This window comes from Peribacillus sp. NPDC097295 (assembly GCF_044761665.1).
In the GTDB taxonomy this organism is placed as follows: Bacteria; Bacillota; Bacilli; order Bacillales; family DSM-1321; genus Peribacillus.
In genome coordinates this window covers 120469-140591 of record NZ_JBIWCW010000005.1, presented here as the reverse complement: position 1 = coordinate 140591, position 20123 = coordinate 120469, and the positions used below count along the sequence as shown (strand labels likewise).

At 39.3% G+C, this 20123-nt stretch carries 15 protein-coding genes; 10 read left to right on the top strand and 5 right to left on the bottom strand.

The features are described from left to right. Positions 1-115: 115 nt before the first annotated feature. Both ACIQXN_RS11415 and ACIQXN_RS11410 read right to left on the bottom strand, forming a co-directional pair. The gene (locus tag ACIQXN_RS11415) at positions 116-883 is read right to left on the bottom strand and encodes a LytR/AlgR family response regulator transcription factor (RefSeq protein ID WP_402966375.1); all 768 of its coding nucleotides are present in this window, start codon (positions 881-883) and stop codon (positions 116-118) included. Continuing rightward, positions 880-2541: a LytS/YhcK type 5TM receptor domain-containing protein gene (locus ACIQXN_RS11410; RefSeq protein WP_402966373.1), complete on the bottom strand. Its 1662-nt coding sequence runs from the start codon at positions 2539-2541 to the stop codon at positions 880-882. Before ACIQXN_RS11410 ends, ACIQXN_RS11415 begins: the two co-directional genes overlap by 4 nt. Before the next feature lie 413 nt (positions 2542-2954). Here ACIQXN_RS11410 and ACIQXN_RS11405 point away from each other — a divergent pair, with 413 nt between their 5' ends. From ACIQXN_RS11405 to ACIQXN_RS11385, 5 genes are all read left to right on the top strand, one after another. Next, positions 2955-5567, top strand: a complete 2613-nt coding sequence (locus tag ACIQXN_RS11405) for an Ig-like domain-containing protein (protein WP_402966371.1) — start codon at positions 2955-2957, stop codon at positions 5565-5567. A gap of 669 nt (positions 5568-6236) precedes the next feature. Beyond that, positions 6237-7136 carry a PEP/pyruvate-binding domain-containing protein gene (locus tag ACIQXN_RS11400; RefSeq protein WP_402966369.1) on the top strand — a complete coding sequence of 300 codons (900 nt, stop codon included), beginning with the start codon at positions 6237-6239 and terminating at the stop codon, positions 7134-7136. A gap of 23 nt (positions 7137-7159) precedes the next feature. After that, positions 7160-8794 (top strand): PEP-utilizing enzyme, encoded by a 1635-nt coding sequence (locus ACIQXN_RS11395; RefSeq protein WP_402966367.1) that lies wholly within the window; start codon positions 7160-7162, stop codon positions 8792-8794. Next, positions 8778-10112 (top strand): MFS transporter, encoded by a 1335-nt coding sequence (locus tag ACIQXN_RS11390; protein WP_402966365.1) that lies wholly within the window; start codon positions 8778-8780, stop codon positions 10110-10112. Before ACIQXN_RS11395 ends, ACIQXN_RS11390 begins: the two co-directional genes overlap by 17 nt. Before the next feature lie 261 nt (positions 10113-10373). After that, entirely contained in the window at positions 10374-10571 is a 198-nt protein-coding gene (locus ACIQXN_RS11385) for a hypothetical protein (RefSeq protein ID WP_402966363.1), read from the top strand. A gap of 256 nt (positions 10572-10827) precedes the next feature. Here ACIQXN_RS11385 and ACIQXN_RS11380 read toward each other — a convergent pair whose 3' ends face one another. After that, entirely contained in the window at positions 10828-12558 is a 1731-nt protein-coding gene (locus tag ACIQXN_RS11380) for a methyl-accepting chemotaxis protein (RefSeq protein ID WP_402966361.1), read from the bottom strand. Positions 12559-13137: 579 nt separating this feature from the next. Between ACIQXN_RS11380 and ACIQXN_RS11375 the strand changes: the two genes are divergently transcribed. The 3 genes from ACIQXN_RS11375 (at position 13138) to abc-f (ending at position 15954) form a co-directional block, all read left to right on the top strand. Next, on the top strand, positions 13138-13449 hold the full coding sequence (locus tag ACIQXN_RS11375; protein WP_402966359.1) for a PadR family transcriptional regulator: 312 nt from the start codon (positions 13138-13140) through the stop codon (positions 13447-13449). A 2-nt stretch (positions 13450-13451) separates the two neighbouring features. Further along, complete coding sequence (locus ACIQXN_RS11370) at positions 13452-13991, top strand: DUF2812 domain-containing protein (protein WP_402966357.1); 540 nt, start codon at positions 13452-13454, stop codon at positions 13989-13991. 331 nt (positions 13992-14322) lie between these two features. Beyond that, a complete protein-coding gene (gene abc-f, locus ACIQXN_RS11365) occupies positions 14323-15954 on the top strand; it encodes a ribosomal protection-like ABC-F family protein (RefSeq protein ID WP_402966355.1) in 1632 nt (543 codons plus the stop codon). Between the two features lie 223 nt (positions 15955-16177). Here the strand turns inward: abc-f and ACIQXN_RS11360 are convergent, their stop codons facing one another. Together ACIQXN_RS11360 and ACIQXN_RS11355 are read right to left on the bottom strand one after the other, a co-directional pair. Continuing rightward, positions 16178-17182, bottom strand: a complete 1005-nt coding sequence (locus tag ACIQXN_RS11360) for a DJ-1/PfpI family protein (protein WP_402966353.1) — start codon at positions 17180-17182, stop codon at positions 16178-16180. A 34-nt stretch (positions 17183-17216) separates the two neighbouring features. Next, positions 17217-17423, bottom strand: coding sequence for an SHOCT domain-containing protein (locus tag ACIQXN_RS11355; RefSeq protein WP_402966351.1), 207 nt, complete (start codon positions 17421-17423; stop codon positions 17217-17219). 217 nt (positions 17424-17640) lie between these two features. Here ACIQXN_RS11355 and ACIQXN_RS11350 point away from each other — a divergent pair, with 217 nt between their 5' ends. Together ACIQXN_RS11350 and ACIQXN_RS11345 are read left to right on the top strand one after the other, a co-directional pair. Beyond that, entirely contained in the window at positions 17641-18327 is a 687-nt protein-coding gene (locus tag ACIQXN_RS11350) for a response regulator transcription factor (protein WP_402966349.1), read from the top strand. A gap of 1 nt (position 18328) precedes the next feature. Further along, on the top strand, positions 18329-19648 hold the full coding sequence (locus ACIQXN_RS11345) for a sensor histidine kinase (protein WP_402966347.1): 1320 nt from the start codon (positions 18329-18331) through the stop codon (positions 19646-19648). Positions 19649-20123 lie beyond the last annotated feature (475 nt).

Below are 20123 nucleotides of genomic sequence, written 5' to 3'. Positions count from 1 at the left end.
AAGAAAGGATATTGAAGGGGGATTCACAACATGGAATATAGAGAGAAACTCTGACTTTTTTAATAAAAAAATCAGAGTTAAATATACCTATTTACTAATTACGTGGATAAAAGTGCTATTGTAGATCCATTATTTTCCGGAATGTCTTTACTTTACTTCGACTAACTGGAATCTCCGTTTTAAGATTCTTTAAGCGCAGGATATAGGTCTGGTTAAACCAGGGAACGATTTCAGAGATTTTGGATAAGTTAACTGTATATGACCGGTGACAATGGAAAAATAAGTTTTGAGGAAGACGCGAATAGAATTCGGATATACTCATTGGCATTGTATATTCTTCATCGAGTGTATACACTAACGTAACCTTTTCATTTGCTACAGCATAAAAAATATCATTCACATCAGTTACGATAATAGAATTATTCTTACGTAGATTGATGCGGTTGTTCGTTCCTATTGATCCTTCTCCTTGATTCATTGATATGGAAGGGTTAACGGTTTTATCCTTGTTTGATTGCTCACGTATAAATGAATTTTCGAGCTTATTTAACATCGCTGCAATCCGTTTTTCATCATATGGTTTTAGGATATAATCAAATGCTTCTAATTCAAAGGCATGCGCAGCATGTTCTTTATAAGCTGTCGTAAAAATGATATAAGGTTTTTTCTTAAATTTATTGATGTTACCTGCTAATAACATTCCATCTAATGAAGGGATATTAATATCCAGAAAAATCGCATCTGTTTCATTTTCCTGCAGAAACTTCAATACATCTAAACCGTCTTCAAAGCATTCTGTAACTTCGATTTCACTGTAGGTTTCAATTAAATATTCTAGTTCTTCACGTGCAGGTATTTCATCTTCGACAATGATAGCCTTCATTTGGTCACCTTCTCTATATCAAAGTAAATTTCTGTTCCAGGAGATAGATGTTGAATAACAAGTCCCTTGCCATAAATGAGTTTAACCCTCTGATGTACGTTATATAAACCAATTTTTTTCGCTGGAACATTATCACTTGAGAGGTTTCGAATGACCTCTTCCTCAATCCCTGGACCAGTATCTTTCACGCTGATCCTTACTTTTCCACCGAAATCCTTCACTGAGATAGTAACGACTCCGGGGCCCTTTGTTTTTAATATCCCATGGTTTATGGCATTCTCTACAAGCGGCTGAATGAGTAGACTGGGTATCATTAAGGAAACATCATCAATAATATACTCTATTTGGAGACGAGAGCCAAAACGAGCCTTTTCAATTTCAACATAATCTTTCACTTGTTGAAGTTCCTTTTTAATATCTATCAATTCACCACTTAATTCTAAATTGAAGCGCATATAGCTGGCTAGATTAATAATCAATTCACGAGACTTCTCGGGGTTTTTCCGAGAAGTAGAAGCGATGGCGTTTAAGGCATTAAATAGAAAGTGGGGATTGATTTTCGTTTGCAATGCCTTTAATTCTGCTTTATTTGCATCTTCTCTAATTTGTTCAACCCTTGAAACTTCCATTAAAGTGGAAACGATTTGAGACAAACCAATTGCCATTGTCTGAATAGGGTATGTTATCTTATATGATTTCAAAAAGTACACTTTGAGGGTCCCCGTAACAATACCGCCCTCTTTTAGCGGCATAATAAGGTAGTACTGAAATGGAGGGATATTATGCTCAGCCACATGATCAGAGATGATAATTTCCCCGCTCTCAATTGCTGATTTTGTTAAGTTATTCATAATCCCTTCGCCAATTATATATTGTTCTTCCCCAGTACCTACATAGGCGAGTACATTTTCGGTGTCCGTAATGGCAACAGCATCTGCTTTAATTTCATCTTTAATGATGGTACAGATGGTTTTTAACGATTCACTATTAATAGAACGAAAATAAGGTAAGGTTTTATTAGCAATATCCAGTGCCATTTGCGCTTGTTGCGCAGCAATCTTTTCTTTTTCGCTCTCCACACTCATAACAAGTAATACGATGAAGCCAATACTGATTTCCCCTGCAATCATAGGAAAGGCAATTTTCGAAACGATGTTTAATCCAAGCTCAAAAGGTTCAGCCATTACAAGAATTAATAACATCGTTAACACCTCACATAGCATTCCAGCAATGATGCCATAAATCCAATGCAATGACTTTTTAACCTTTCTATTAATATATCCTGAAATAATACCCGCTATGATACTTGTAATAAGACAGGGGATAGCGGTGATTCCATCCATATCAATTAGATATCTATGTAAACCTGAGATAATCCCAGTAACTATACCTACCCAAGGACCAAACAATATCCCTCCAGAAGCGACGGCAATAATTCGAATATTTACGAGAGAGCCATTTACTTCAATCCCAGAGTATGTTCCAAAAATAGCGAACAGGCAAAAAATAATTGTAAAAAGTGTAAGCTCCGATGGAGAATGTTTGTCACTTTGAAGTGTTTCCTTAAATCGAGGTATTCTGATAATAAAAAACAAACAAATTAGAAGTAAGGCTGCACGTTCATACAGTTGCAATAACATATCTAAAGAAGTTTCCATTAAGAGATTCCTTTCTCATCGTAAGCTGAAACAGGTTTTTTCTATTATTTTAGCATATTCGATAAATTGGATGTTTTCGGAGATATATGAGGGACTATAGAGATTGGGGATAGGTAAGGAATCGAGATAAACAATTCGAATATACGCATAATTTCACTAAAATCTTATCCGATCCAAAAGCTTGAGGGTACATTAATAAAATCTGATGGTAAACGAGAGCTTGTGAATGCATGGGCAAAAGCAAGAAAGTAGCTAGTGCGTATACCTTGAGAATGCTATGAAACCTCATTTACATACATCACGGTGAACTTTACCATAATTAGGTGTAGTTACACAAAAATATTTTTCCTGAGAATGATTATTAAATTTGGTAGATGTTATAATATTCGAGGTACAACATGAGGAGGGTTTTTTTGAAGAATAGCAGACGTATTATTGTTTTGTCGTTTTTAGTTTTGTGCTTTTTACTTTCAGGTGGTTTTAGTGACCGTGCAAACGCAGCCAGTAAATCTATTAATCTTGGCTTTGAGCCATTTGATACAGTTTTAGATCCGCATGAGCCTGTTGTGTACATGACGCAAAGTGGTAGTAGGGTGATCTATGGTGTCAATTATGAAACGGGTGTCATCGAGACATTGGAATTGCCGTATATAGCGGAAAGGTTAACGATATATGATGGCACGCTTTATGTTACACAGCTTAAGTTTAAGCATAGTTCGACAAATTTCGGTCCGTATAATGGCAGTGTGGCCATGGTTTCGACGCGTGACTTCTCGTTTCAAGAGATGTTGCCGGTGTCGATCGATCCCTATGATCTGATAGTGGATAAGGACGGTTATTTATATATTACATCCGGATCGGGCCAGCATTCGTATATAAGGGTCTACTCACTAGCGGATAAAACAGAGGTGAAAAATAGTTCTCTTGCGGGCATCTATCAAAGTTCCTCCATTACGTATAATCAAACGCTTTCTAGGCTCTATACAACGGATTCGACCATATCGCCAAGAGACATTGATGCTTACGATGTCCATCAGGGGGTCATATCGAGTAAACACGACTCGCCTTATCATGGAGATTTCCAGATGAGTAAGGAGGCGAAGATCTCACCGGATGACAAACGAATCTATAGTGCTTCGTCGGTATTCAGTTTGGCGAAAGAGAAAGAACAGGACTTACTTATTCAATATACCTTTGATGAAGTATATAACGATTTTGAGTTTAGCTTGAAAGACAATCTCACATTTGCCGCAAGTCGGGATGGCGGTATTCATGTGTATACATATGATACGAATGAATATGTATATACGCTAAAGCGTAACGTCACGGTGGATAAATTATTGTTTAAAAATGGTTTATTAGCTTTTTATTCAGATGGTCAAGGGAACCATTTACTAGAGTATATGAAAGACTATAGCGCAGGTCCGTTTTCTGTGGATGAGCAATCTTTTACGGCCTATGATAAAAGCGATACATTACGAAGGAAAGAATTAGTCAACCAAACAAAAAATATCCCGACATCGAGCGAATTCAAGTTGACGTTTAACCATAAAATGACCCTAAAAGATAAAGGGAAAATAACGCTGAAAAGCCCTACTGGGAATATGAATGTGAGGGTTGCGGTAAATAAGAATCAATTGACGATTGCCCCAGAATATTTAATGGATTATACAACCTATACGTTGACGATTGGAAAAGGGGCTTTGGCTGATTATGCAGGAAAGTCACTGGCGAAAGATCATACAATTCAATTTACCACAGCCGTCGCACCAGTCGCAGAGCTAACGATGGCCTTGAACAGCAATAAAGCGCCATTAGCGTATACGTTCACAGCAAATGCATCGGGTGGCCGTGATCCATTGTATCAATTCGAAGTGTTCGAAGGATACTCCAGTCAAGGACGCGTCCTACAAACATTCAGTCCATCGCCGAATTTTTTGTGGCGTCCAAGCCATCAAGGAACGTATACGGTGAAGGTATCGGCGAAGAGCAAAGAATCCGCAGCGGTATTAGATAAAGCATATAGGATGGAGGTGACGGTGGTGGATGAAGAGTTGCCAGTTATGACAATTATGCAAAGTACCACCTCACCAACGAGTAAACCTGTCGATATTACCATCCAAGGGTACGATAATTTGGGGATTCGCTCCATTACTCTGCCGAATAACGATATCGTTTATAACGACAAAGCGCTGTATACAGTGAGTCGAAACGGAACGTATACATTCGAGATTGAAGATTTAATGGGGAATACTAATAAAAAATCAATCCAAATTAACAATATCGATTCAGTAAAACCAACCATCGTATTATCTGCGAGTACGACGGAACCTACGAAGAAAGATGTCACGATTGTCGTAAATACCGCCGATAACATTCGCGTGAAAAGCATTCAGTTACCTGATGGCAAGCGTATAAATGGCTCAAATGCGATCTATGTCGTGAGCAAATCAGGGGAATACACATTCACAGTAGAAGATGCGGCTGGCAATGTGACGACAAAATCGATTACAATCAAGAATATTTTTAAAGGCAATCCAGAGATTTCAATAGTAGAGACTGTCTCGGATTCGCATGAAGTAGTGAAGGGAAAAGCGACACCGAATACGACAGTTTTTGCGAAAAAAGGCCAAACCATCCTTAACTCGGCGAAGGCTTCTAGCAAAGGGAACTATAGTATTAAAATTCCCAAACAAAAAGCGGGTACAAAAATCACAGTATACGCAAAAGATCCCTTAAACCATATCAGTAAAACAAAGACGGTTACAGTCATCGATAAAACGGCGCCACCGACACCAAAGATCAATAAAGTGACGTCGAATGCGAAAGTCCTGACAGGTAAAGCGGAAAAAGGAGCAACCGTCTATATATACAATGGCAAGAAGTATGTAAATAAAGGGATCGTTGATGCATCGGGCAATATCAAGATCACTATAGCGAAGCAAAAGAAAGGCATTACCTTAACCGTATTCGCAAAGGATAAGGCGGGGAACAAGAGTAAAGTACGTTTAGTTAAAGTAGCTTGATAGCACAAATACGGGAAACGTACCGTTAGCAAGCTAAAAGGGGCTGTCTAAAAAGTCCCTAAAATAAAAAAGGTGGAGAAAAAAGAATCGTTTTTCTCCACCTTTTTTTCTATTTTAATCATGTTTCCATGAAAGTAGCTGACTCAAGCAAGCTTCTTTCAATAAATGATGTGCCGTGGCTACAGGTTTCTTTTTTGTTCCGTTCGTTTTCTATTCTTCACGTATAAAGTAAAGGGCTGTAAACAAACTCGGGGAACACCGGGTACTGTTTACGGTATTTTTTCTTACCTCCCCACCATATGTAATAAGAAAGATTGCAGTGGAAGGCGTGAAGACTCCTGCGGGAGGTGAGGGTCAGGTGAGACACCACAAGAGCGTGAGCGTTGGGGGCTCACCGCCCGCCCGCGGAAAGCGAAACGCCTGGAACGGAAATCTTCACCCTTTTGAGACAGCCCTTTTTTGTGTTCGTCTTCATGGAATAACTTAGATAGGAAAATTGGATTTTTAAGTAAATGGTTATATAGTAAAACTTAGTTATTTATGAGAATATATTCTAATATGGATTGCAAAGTATAATATATTAGAGTTTAATAGAAAAAGTGGTTATATATTACTGTGTATTTTGTACTATCATTACAGTGTTAATAAAGAAAAGGGGTTTATTTTTCAGTGTTTACAGTATTCCTAAAAGAAGCTAACCAAGAATCACTACTAGAAGTAGGGTCTAAAGCATTGCACTTGGCAAATGTAATAAACGAGGGAGTTAATATCCCTAATGGATTTGTTCTTAAAGCAAATGCATTGAAAATTTTCATGAAAGAACATTCTTTACATACCCAAGTACATAAAGAGGAATTTATTGACGTGTTCATGGAGGCTCCTCTTCCAAAAGAAATAGAAAAGGAAGTTTTAGCTTCTTATGAAAAATTGAAGGAACTGACAGGATCCGTTGACTTGTCGGTCGCTGTTAGGTCTTCGTCTTCTGCGGAAGATTTAGAAGATGCTTCCTTTGCCGGTCAATATGAGACAATCTTGAACGTTTGTGATGAAGAACAATTGCTTTATGCAGTCAAGCAATGCTGGGCATCCCTGTTCTCTGATCGTGTTCGTGAATATGCAGCACAAAAGGATATTTCTTTAGATGCATTTCCGATGGGGATTTTAATTCAGCAAATGGTGTTCCCGGATGTATCCGGAGTGATCTTTAGTTTGAACCCGATTACCCAAGATACGAATGAAATCATCATTAATGCGAGTTACGGCTTGGGTGAATCGATAGTTTCAGGGATTGTGACCCCCGATACTTTCATCGTGAATAAAGAAACAAAGTCCATTATGAAAGATTTAGGTCTAAAAGAAGTGAAGATATTGCCTCTTGATAATCAAATCATTGAAGTGGAAACGACACCAGAAGAAAGTGACTCCTTCTGTCTTAATGAAGATGGCATTTTATCTTTGGAGTCTGTAACAAGTAAATTAGAGAAATTTTACGAGTTTCCCGTTGATATAGAGTTTGCCATTAAAGATGACACAATTTTTGTTCTTCAATCTAGACCCATTACATCTTAGAAACAAGGAAGAGGTACAGCTATATGTTGAATGTTAAAAATTTTCAAAATGAATTAATGCTTAACGAAGAAGATAAACAAAATGGATTTTGGTTTCTAGATGAATTGCATCTACCCGGAGCTTTAACCCCCCTGTTTGCGTCTTATATGGCACCCGCTGTGACAGAAGGGACAAAAAAGGCTTATGAAACGTTAAAACTCCCTATCCATCAATTCCATATTAAAATTTCTGATTCTCACTATTATCAGAATACTGTTTCATATAAAGGGGATATCGCGAAACGGTTGGAAGAAAACGCCGAGAAGATAGAAGCGTTATTGCCGAACTTAAGTGATATATTCTGGAATTATATGAATCAAGAATTGATGCCGTACTTCCATACACTCGATCAATATCGTAAAGATGGCATTGCTTTGACAGAGGCCAAGGGAATTCTTGTAGAGTTATTTGAATTTTTCAAACGTGCGTGGGAAATTCATTTTGAAGTCGTCATGCCAAGAGGCTCTGTCGGTTTAGTTTTGGAAGATGCCTATAAGAATTTAACGGGTGATAAGAATACAACCTACGTGTATGATCTCCTCGAAGGAGTGATGAACAAATCATTAGAAACGGATCGAGCTTTATATATGATTTCAAAGGTCGCTAATGAATCTACGGTTTTATCGAACTGTTTCGCTTCAGTTCCTAATGAAGGGTTAGTATCGGTGCTTCAATCATCTCCCGAGGGTCAATCCTTCCTTTTATTAATACAAGATATTCTAGAAACTTACGGTTGGCGTATCGCAAATTCCCATGAGTTTTCTGAAGAAACATGGGTTGAGAATCCTGAATATGCCTTAGCTGTTATTGCGGAATATATTAAGAAAGACTTTAATTTCGACAAAGAATTTGCACAGGTTGTAGAGGAACGTGAACATAAGGTAACAGCTCTTTTAGAGAAGTATCCGGAGAGTGATGCAAAAGCAAGGTTCAAGCAGATCCACGAATGGGCGTTAGCGTATTGGGGTGTGGATGAAGACCATCATTTCTATATCGATGCCATGCTTCCTGCAAAAGCTCGAATGGTTCTACTGGAAATAGGAACACGCTTAGTTGAAGCAAAATCAATCAAAGAGAATAGTGATATCTTCTTTTTATACCTGGGTGAATTAGTCGAATTAGTAAGTAATCCAATAGATATAACCACCAAAATTGTGGAACGTAAGATTGTACATGAGCGAGATTCGAAGAAAAATGTTCCTCAAACATATGGCGTGGCACCACAAGAGGAAACGGCACCTGTTATCGAAAGAATCTTTGGAACAAGAACCGCGGAAGTGGATGAACAAGAACAAAGCTTTAAAGGATATGCAGCCTCAAAAGGAGTACACACTGGTACGGTAAGAATCGTTCGTGATCAGAATGATTTCTCTAAAGTCCAGAAGGGTGACGTACTCGTATGTAAAACTACACTTCCACCATGGACCGTACTATTTTCAATATCCGGAGCTGTTATTACGGACGCAGGAGGAATCCTTTCTCATGCTGGAACCGTTGCACGTGAATACAAACTGCCAGCTGTTTTAGGTACAAGAGTGGCAACGCAAATGTTACAAGATGGTGATACAGTACGTGTGGATGGAACAAACGGAGTCGTGTACATTGTTAAAGCAGAATAATACTATTTCTTTGCTGGCGATTTTAACGGGGGCTTTTCTAGTCCCGTTGAATTCAACAATGATTACAATTGGTTTATCTACCATCATGGACTACTTTCAGACGAATGTAGCCAATGTCTCCTGGATTGTGACGGTGTATCTCATTATCATGGTCGTAGCTCAACCAATAGCGGGGAAACTCGGGGATATGTATGGAACACGCAAGTTGTTCTTACTTGGCTTGCTGTTATTTTTAGGAGCTTCATTAGTATGTGTTTTTGCACCTAATTTACCTGTATTGATCATTGGTAGAGCCATTCAAGCTTTAGGTGGGGCTTTTATTACCCCTAATGGGACGGCAATCATTCGTTTTATCACACCTAAGACTAAGTTAACCAAAGCATTCGGTGTGTTTGGTTTTGCGATGTCCATTGGGGCGGCGCTTGGACCACTTCTTGGAGCTTTCCTGATTGGAGCTTGGGGTTGGCAGTCCACCTTTTGGATAAACATTCCCTTTACGGTTTTGTCCTTCCTTATTGCCTATAAATACCTACCGAATATCGAACCGAAAAGCCATACCCGATTAGATATCCAAGGGTCCATTCTATTAGGTACATTCTTAACGGTCCTTGTCCTGATTGTGACAAATGAATGGTACACGAATGTTTGGCTTTGGTTGATTTTCTTACTATCTTTCGTTCTATTCGTATATAGAGAGAAGCGATATGGCCATCCAATCATTGATTTTTCACTCTTTAAAGACGCTAGTTTTACAAGTGCAAATCTATCGATCCTACTGAACAATGCCATCATGTATTGCACCATTTTAATAATGCCGATGATGCTAGAAAGAGATGCTGGATACTCTATCGGTTCGATTGGACTTCTGTTGTTCGTATTCTCGTTAGCTATTTCGATTGCATCATGGCTAGGTGGATATGTAGAAGGTAATATGGGAAAGGGTAGGACTGTTAGACTATCTTTTAGCCTATTAATTCTGGCATTAGGATTATATGTTATTCTTCCGACGATTGATATATTAGTCGTTGCCGGTTTGATTTTATTTCTAGGTGGGATTGGCTCGGGATTGGGCGTTCCTTCCATGCAAGCGGCATCTCTTGAGTCTGTTGCGAAGGAATTAACAGGGGTAGCTTCTGGCATTTATTCGATGTTTCGCTACTTCGGTTCAATAGCCGCATCGGTCATTATCAGCCTACAAATTCAGTACTCAGTGACTATGTACATTTTGATTGCATTTTCGGTATTCGGCTTGATTGTTTCGAAAGGGATGTTCGTCCATTTGAAAAAAGAAGAAAAGAATGCAAACCACATCTCATAGCTTTGGGTATGCAGAAAGTAGACAAACTTGAAAATCGGTTTGTCTACTTTTTTTATGGCTTGTTCCATATGGACGTTGATTTCCACTACAGGCACTCGCTTTCCGCGGGCGGTCCGCGAGCCTCCTCGGCTTGCTCCTGCGGGGGACTCCCGTTGACACGCGTTTCCCGCAGGAGTCTCGTACCTTCCGTTCCAATCAACTATGTATTAACTCCTAGAAAGAATCCTTTCCCTAAAGTCGTGCGTGTTGAATAGGAGGACGTTGATTTCCACTACAGGCACTCGCTTTCCGCGGGCGATGCATGAGCCTCCCGTAGACAATCTCATAAACTATGTATCATTCTCAGCTATTTGGGTAGCCATTAATATTACTAATGGAAATTTATATTTGGCATCTGATGAATCAAAGTTTGTTACTGGTGAAGAATTGATCATTGATGGTGGATGGAGTTCTAAGTAATCGACTCAGCTAAAAAGCCAAAGGGAGTAATGAATCTCATTTATTTACGGTGAACCTTATGGATTAGTAAGTGAGGTTTTGGTTTGAAGAAGGACTAAATATGAGAACCCCGAATAGGTCACTTCTGTAAAAATGACCTATTCGGGGTTCAGTATGCTGAAAACTTTTATTTATCTATACCCTCTAAAAAGAAACAAATTTATTTATAACCATAATGCATCGTCAGATAGAATGAAAACAACGGATCAGTGATTTATTATTCAATATGGAAACTACGGATCATTTGATTTACTTTTTCACTTAACTCATTTAACATTTCCGCAGATTTTTGAAGCTTTCTAAATGCCTCATGTTGCTGGCCAACAGAAGTATGGATTAACTCAGTCTTTAGTGACACTTCATTTGCCACATTAGATATGTCGGAAATTGCTCTAACGACATCTTCTTTAATATGGTTTGCTGAAGAAATTTCGTCATGAATATTATCAAGCGATTGAAGGATATGGCTAATCGTTTCATTTATTGAATGAAATGCTTCACTCGTTTCTACTACGATATTCCCTTGATCGCTGTTTACCCGTTCAGTTTGTTTCACTAATTCTAGGGTTTTCACAGTATCACTTTCTATTGCAGTGATGGTGACTTCTATTTCTTTTGAGGCCATTGAAGATTGTGACGCTAATTTTTGCACTTCCGATGCAACGACGGCGAATCCAACTCCGTACTCGCCTGCTCTTGCTGCTTCGATGCTTGCATTCAGAGCGAGTAAATTCGTTTGACTAGATATATCATTTAATGTTCCGACAATATAACTGATTTTTTTCATATTTTCTGCAAGTATTTGGACCATTTTAACGACTTCTTGTGTAACGTCCGTGGAGGTTTCTGTTTTAGTTTGTAGGTCTTTCAGTTTTCCTAAACCTTGTTGAAGGACTATTTTTGCATGGGATGATAGTTGATCCATATGAATATTATTCTTGTTTAATTTATCGATGATACTTGAAAGGTCCAAGGTCTTTTGGTCCGTCGATTCAGATAGTGCTACCTGCTTGGCAACACCATCCGCAATTTCTGAAATTTCTTTACTGATTTTACTCTCTGTTTCACTCGTTTCTTCTGAGATTAAACGAAGTTGTTGGGAAGAATCACTAAGATCATCGACGGTATTTCTCACAGTCGATAGTAATTCTTTTGTCTGCTTGGCCATTAAATTGAAGTCCTCAGATAATTCACCTAACTCGTCATTGGCGAACGAATCTATCTTAACTGTCAGGTCTCCCTCTGCCATCTTTCTAACATTGTTCTTCAAAGTTAGAATAGGGCGATTGATAGAACGGATGACTAAAAAGCCCAGCCATGAACTAACAAGTAAACATAAGAAGATAATGATGCACGTCATGATAAAGAGAAAGGAGTATTCCTCTTTTACATCCTTTAGCATTTTTTCATTGTTACTGAAATATAAGTCTCCGATCACATCCAAAGAATCTTCTGCAGCTTCAAACTTTTTGAATCCTTCACTTTGAGAGAGGAGAAGGCCTTTTTCACGGTCATTAGGCTTGGAAGAAGAATATAACTGGATAATTTCGTTAGATATCGCAAAATAGTCTTCTTTTAGCTTGATATGTGTTTGGGCAAGTTCTTTCTCATTCGGGAGATTTATGATATTAGAGTAGTAATCGGAAAATCTTTCTTCAATATCATCTATCTGACTATTATATTCTTCTAATTGGGCTTTAAATCCATCAGTACCCGGGGCATATAAATATAAATTTTTCTCGGCCAAGTACATTTGGTGAAAGTCAATACCAGCCGTTCGTAGTAGATTAATATTTTTTGCCCTACTTTCTAAACTATCTTCCAATGACGATTCGACATTATGAAGATTGTATAACCCGATTAATCCTAATAGTATATTTGTTGCCACTACGACAGTAATAATCGTATAGATTTTTGCTTTAATAGACATGTTGAGTTTCTTGATCATAGAAAATTAGCTCCTTTTATGATAGTACGTTAGAGACCAAGGGATTGAGTTCATTCGCTATTCGCTAAATGTGGGTACTTATGACTAGTAAAAAATACCTGTTGATTAATACTATCATATACATTTTTTAGTTGATATAGTAATATTGGTAATTTTCTAAAAAGCAACCACATTAGGTTTCTCGCGGGAGTCTCGTGCCTTCCGTTGCAATCAACTATGTATTAACTCCTAGATATAATCCTTTCCCTAAAGTCATGGATGTTGAATAGGAGGACGTTGATTTCCACTCCAGGCACTCGCTTTCCGCGGGCGGTCCACGAGCCTCCTCGGCTTGCACTTCACTTACGCCTGCGGGGTCGCACATAGACACGCGTTTCCCGCAGGAGTCTCGCGCCTTCCGTTCCAATCAATTATTTGTTACCTCCTAGAAAGAATCCTTCTCCCTGAGCTGAACCTTAAGGGAATGAGTTTTATTTAGAAATAAAAACTATATATGTATACAATTTACATATATATCGACTGCTGATATAATAAATATATCAACAGTCGATATAACGTCAGACGATAGGTGGTGTAACGATGGACGATAATGCTCCTTTGACAGAAGGTGTTTATTATATCCTTGTATCTTTATATGAGCCAAGACATGGATATGGAATTATGCAGTATGTTTCCGAGCTTAGCGATGGTCGTGTTGAGCTTGGCCCTGGAACGATTTATGGAGCGATTAAAACATTGGTTAAGCGAAAATGGATTATTCCTTTAGATGAGGGTGACCGAAAAAAGGAATACGTCATTACGGATGCTGGGAAGTTGACGGTTGAAAAGGAAATGAAACGACTTCATGAGTTGTATCACAACGGTTTGCTCATTACGAAGGGGGAGAAATAGCTATGAAGGAAGTTAGGTATCGCTTGTATTTGGATTATGAAAAAGAAGAAAAGTGGATTAATGAGATGGCCGCACAAGGGTGGCACTTAGAAAAATGGTTTTTGAACAGGTTCACCTTTACAAAGGGAGAGCAGGGTGCATTCACTTACCGTAATGAATTTCTCGGTGCAATCTCTAAACAGGAGAAGCAGGATTATTTTGAACTGCTTAAAGACAGCGGGATTACCATCATTTATGAATTGGGTGGCTGGGTTTACATGAAGAAGGCGGCAGCGGAAGGCCCTTTTGAATTATATACAGATACACATTCAAAGATTGACTATTATAAGCGCATGTTGAATATTTTTCTCTTGCTCTTTTTCGTTAATGTATGGTCTGGTATTTTGAACGTATTTGTTTTAGGGGATCAGTCACTGCCAGAATTCTTTAACTCAGCTGTTGGTATTTTTAACGTAGCCGTAGCGTTTCTTATCGCCATTCCCATTATAAAAATCATTCAGCGGAAAAGGGCATTAATGAAGAAAAAGGATTTATATGAGTGAATGATTATGATTAGTCTTTGTTTGTATATGGTAGTATCAATCTATAATGGATAATTTATGTAAAATGACGATTCTTTTTTCGTTGAATTATGTTACAATGTTTTTACTAATAAAAGAAGGGATGATGGGTGGACGATGGATAAATAATCTTATTTTTTAAGTTTGAAATGGCATATTTCAAATTTTTACGAAATAGGATTAGTCTGCCCATTTTCTCTAAGCGGTTGAGCCATTTGAATTGGCTTGTTTGAGTATGATGAAAATGCGACTAATCCTTCCAATTGAATTGGGAGGATTTTTTTGTTCTCCCCTTACAGAGAGGATGGAAGGCATGAAGGAACTGTTGAAATTACGAAATATAAGCTATGTCATAAACGACTATACCGTGTTTGAAGAAGTGAATGTCAGTGTGCAACAAGGAGAGGTCATCGGAATCATCGGAAAAAATGGTGCGGGGAAATCGACCTTGTTGCAATTGCTTACCGATGAATTGGAGCCTGAAAAGGAGCATATTCAGTGGATGGAAAAGAACGTGGAAGTTGAAATAGTTGTACAAGAGACCGAGTCATTTTCTTCTGATGCCGTCACACCATTAGAGGGTGCTTTATTAGAAAAGTGGCATGTACCAAACAGGAACTTTTCAAAATTAAGCGGCGGAGAAAAATTGAAGGTGCGACTTGCAAAGGGGTTTGCAACCGATGCCCACCTTCTATTGTTAGATGAACCGACGAATCACCTTGATGAGCAAAGTACGGACTTCCTTATCGAACAGATCAAGAAATACAAAGGGACGATTATTTTGGTTTCGCACGATCGCTATTTCCTGGATAGGGTTGCAACAAAAATATGGGCCATTGAAAGTAAAAAGGTGTTGGAGCACAAGGGGAATTATTCTAGTTATATGGAGGTGCGTGAACAGAAAAGACAGTCCCAGCAACGTGCCTATGAAAAACAGCAGAGAATGATTGAAGACATTGAAGGACAAATGAACGAGCTCACTTCCTGGTCAAAAAAGGCTCATGCTCAATCGACGAAACAGGAAGGAGAGAAAGAATATTATCGTGTAAAAGCAAAGCGGATGGATGCCCAAGTAAAATCAAAGCGAAAGCGTCTTGAAAAAGAACTTGAAAAGGCTAAAGTAGAACGTGTTGAGTCCGAATATACTGTGCATTTTTCTATAAAACCGAATAATAAGGTCGGAAAACGTTTTTTGGAAGTGAAGAACCTGACCAAGGAGTTTGACGGACGGATGTTATTCAAAGACGTCAATTTTACGATTCAACATGGGGAGAAGGTTGCATTGATGGGTCCAAATGGTAGTGGCAAGACGACCTTGTTGAATGTGATGTGTGGAAGGGAAACGGCTGAAGGTGATGTATGGATGTCACCGTCTGCCAATATCGGTTACTTGACGCAGGAAGTGTTCGATTTACCTCTGAATCAAACACCTGCGCAGCTATTTTATAAAGAGACATTCAAAGCGAGAGGAAAAGTCCAGAATTTAATGAAGCATTTAGGGTTTACGGCCTCCCAGTGGACAGAACCGATTGGAAAAATGAGCATGGGTGAGCGGGTGAAGTGCAAGCTGATGGTCTATATTTTAGAAGAGAAAGATGCGCTTATCTTAGATGAGCCGACGAATCATCTGGACTTACCTTCACGCGAACAGCTTGAAGATACATTAGCGCAGTATGATGGCACGTTGCTTGTCGTTTCGCATGATCGGTATTTCCTTGATAAAACAGTGAGCAGTCAACTTGTCATCTCAAACAATCGCATCCAAAAGCAATGGCAGGAAGCGCCACAAAAAAGAGATAGTCAGGATGAACAGCGATTAAAGTTAGAAAATGAAAGGCAAGAAGTGTTGGGGAAACTCAGTTTCATGACTCCTAAAGACAAAGCGTACACGGAGCTGGACCTAAGATTTAACGAGTTGACGAAACAAATAAATGAGCTAATATGAGTAGACAGTAGTTAAATCGTTAAACCATCTAGAATACCAATTCATGTTGAAAAATCCATCAGTAATAAAAGCGACTCCCGAAGTAGAAATAATGTGGGACTGGTGATGATTTAGATAACGACTTAAGTTCTGAATTTCTAGATCTTAAGTCGTTTACTTATTTGTAGAGCAATCTAAAATTTGGAATCTGTTTTTGACAATTTATAGATTGAGTTGCCTCATATCATGTAATTCGATGCCCAACTAACTTTGATGAAGGCAACATTCCTGCCTTTGCTTCACCGATCATCTTGTTTCCGTCTATAGATACACTGAATTTTAAAGTAAGAGGCAGGGGCTTAGACACCTTCATGGACCACTTCAGTTGATTCGCTTCGAGTACTGGATGATCCAAAGAGACAATATCATCTCCTTGCTTTGCGGTCCCTACGATATGTCCATTTTTATTCGTTAAATTGATTAAAACCGGAAGCCTTCCGATAGGAGTGGAGATTGTGGTATCCCATTTGCCTTGGAAGTCATCTCTTGAATCAGTTGGGATAATGGAATCATTACTTGTCGTTACCATATGATTTTCCTGCTGGACTTCTTTCGGGACATTTCCTTCATTTCTCCAAACCGTACCTCTACGTTCATACTCAAACAGCTGCTCCACCGCAATGGCTATTAGGGGGCCTAATTCTCGTTCAACCAGGTAAAGGGCAACATCGAGTCCAGAGGTAACGCCACCGCCAGTAACAATATCCCCATCATCTACAATTCGAGCATGAACAGGAATCGCATTTGTCGCACTTAAAACCCCTACTCCCATGTGATGGGTAACGGCATGCCGCCCTTCCAATAAGCCACTCATGGCCAATATAAGGGAACCGCCGCAAACGGTGGATAGTAATATATCTGGGTTTTCAATGGCCTCTTTTAATAATTGCCTTAAGTTCGTTTCAGATGCTTGCTGTAGTCTAACCGGTATCGATTCGGCTCCGGTATCATGAACAGAACCGGAGGCTCCCGGAATAAGAATGACTCCTTTACGAGTTACGTCCAGTTTACCACTTGCTTGAATCTGTAAACCATTCACTCCACTTGTCACCATTCGTTCCCCTTCTGCTGAAACGAGTGTGACGGTTAAATCATCTTTAAAGTACATCTCAGCAGCAGTAAACACTTCATAAGGTGCAATAGCATCTAACAAATCAAATCCATCAAACAATGCAATTTGGATATGCATACATGTTCCCTCCAAAATTTAATTTCCTATGTGTTTATTTAGTAAGAAGTTCTTTAAATCTTTGATATTCAGCCTCTGTCATTTCCCCTTTACTTACCAGCTTTTTTAGATGGGTAAGTGGATCGAAATCCTTATAACGAGATCGTATGGCGAATATGCGAACGACTACAAAACAAAATAGTGTTAGACAGAACAAGGCACCAAATGGAAAAAATGAATAACTTTGATCTTCAACACCCATTATTAAATCCCCCTCGAAGTATTTAAAATTGTGGAACGAAATCTTACAATAGTTGAAGTTCGTTTCACAGTTAAAGAATAACCGTTACATATCTCAAAAAATGGTATGAAACCATCACAAAAGAATCACAATCCATCCTAAAACGTTTCCTTTTTCAAAAAAGTGATAAAATTAAATCAATTGTAAGGAAGATCCATCAGAGAGGGGAAATAGATTGGTGAAGGATGTATATACCGTTTTAGTTGTGGACGATGACCATAGCATTGTTGAACTATTGACGGATTTCTTAATGAATGAGGGTTTTCAGGTGAAACTTGCTTATGATACTACTCAGGCGCTTGACGTGTTAAAGCAATGTAGAATCGATTGCCTTGTCCTTGATATCATGATGCCGGGACAAAATGGTTTTGAGTTATGTAGGCAGCTTCGTATGAAAAGCAATGTCCCGATAATTTTTTTGAGTGCACTTAGTGATGATGTAGACAAGATACGAGGCCTTGCACTTGGAGGAGATGATTATATAGTCAAAACCGCTTCGCCTGGAGAGATTGTTGCAAGAGTGAAGGCGGTATTACGGCGCTCCAGTTCTCAGCAGGAGTTAAAGAGAAAGGTCTTGGATTATGGACGCCTCTCGTTGGATTTAGCCACAAGAGAAGTATCTATAGAAGGGCAGCCCATCTCACTTACACCGAAAGAGTATGATTTACTGCAATTATTCGCGGAACATCCGAAATATGTTTTTACATACGAGCAATTACTCGAAAAGTTTTGGGAAGGGATTGGTGATAAACATACGATTCGAGTCCATCTAAGCCGACTTCGGGAGAAAATTGAAGCGGAACCTAACGAACCGAAATTTATAGTCAATGTATGGGGTATAGGCTATCGTTTCAAAGGAGAATAAAATGAAAACTATTCGAATTCGTAATTTCACCATCCTCTGCCTACTCATTATCCTTACTTTCCCATGGGTATTTTATGTAGGTGGGCATATTCTTGAAACACAGTCATTCAATCTCGGAATGGATGAATCACAACAGGAGAATATGGAAGCGATAACTCACTTAATCGAAACGAATACTGATAAATGGAAAAGTCCTGCTTGGCAAGACCAATTAAGCGGGCAGTTAGAGAAAGCAGATATGGGGGTGTCGATACTATCCGGATCTAATCAGGAGATTTTTCAAACGGACTCTGACCGAGGGCCGTCCTCTGCGAGCGTGGAACAGTTTTCAATCTTACAGGATGGGCAGATTCTTGGAAGGGTTGTCATCTATCAAGATAATTCAAAAATGACTCAAATAATCGCAGTCATTTCTGGCCTAATTGTGGCGATTTTGGTCATTACCTATGCAATGCGAAGATATATTCTCACTCCTTTGGAGAAAACGGGCCTATGTGCTCGACAGATTGCAGAGGGAGATCTGGATATCCAGTTACCTACATCAAGGATTTCAGAAATTGCTGAGGTTCATGACGGATTTACTATTATGGTAGATAGTCTAAAAAAATCTTTTCAGAAACAGGGTGAATTGGAAGCGGAAAGAAAATTTGTGATTACTGCTGTGGCACATGATTTACGAACGCCATTATTTGCTTTGCGGGGGTACCTAGATGGTTTAGAGCAAGGCATTGCTGATACACCTGAAAAGAAAGCAAAGTATTTGGCGGTATGTAAGGAGAAGTCGGCGCAGTTGGATCGATTAGTGGAGGATCTGTTCACGTTTGCGAAGACGGAATACCAAGAAGTGAATCTGCCTGAAAACAGGATTGATCTGTGCTATGTTCTCAAGAACTCCATAGAAAGTCTGCGCCTGCAGGCTCAGCAAAAGGGGATTTCCATCATTGCGGATAACTTTACTTGTGACGTCCATATCAAGGGTGATTCGCACTTATTGGAGCGAGCCCTGAATAACTTGCTAGATAATGCGGTAAGGCATACACCTAGGAATGGAGAAATATTCATTACTTGCAATAGAGAGGATAAACAAGTGATCTTTACCGTACAAGATACAGGGGAGGGGTTCTCTATGGAAGACCTGCCACGAGTATTCGAACCACTATATCGCGGGGAAGCATCGAGAAATCGCTCAACCGGAGGAGCAGGGTTAGGTCTAACCATTTCTCAGCGAATCATTAGACAGCATGGTGGAGAATTAGTAGTTGGGAATAATCCAGAAGGTGGTGCAATCTTAAAAGGTTGGTTACCTTTGGGAAATTCCTAGTGTAGCAAGTTCCTTTTGCGAACAACTGATAGGTATAGCAAAAAAGCAGAAGGCTCCTAAACGCCTTCTGCTTAGACTATTGACTAGTTCGATAAAAATGTGCTTATCAATTAAAACGTTGATTTCCACTTCAGGCACTCGCTTTCCGCGGGCGGTCAGGGAGCCTCCTCGGCTACGCCTGCGGTGTCTCCCTTAGACGCGCATGTCCCGCAGGAGTCTCGTACCTTCCGTTCCACTCCACTTTGTGTGATCATCAAGTTAAGTTCATAGATTGGAAAAGAGTATGACTTGGTTACATGGAATGTTGCTTTTCACTTCAGGCACTCGCTTTCCGCGGGCGGTCGGTGAGCCTCCTCGGCTTCGCCTGTGGGGTCTCACCTAGACGCGCATGTCCCGCAGGAGTCTCGTACCTTCCGTTCCACTCCACTTTGTGTGATCATCAAGTTAAGTTCATAGATTGGAAAAGAGTATGACT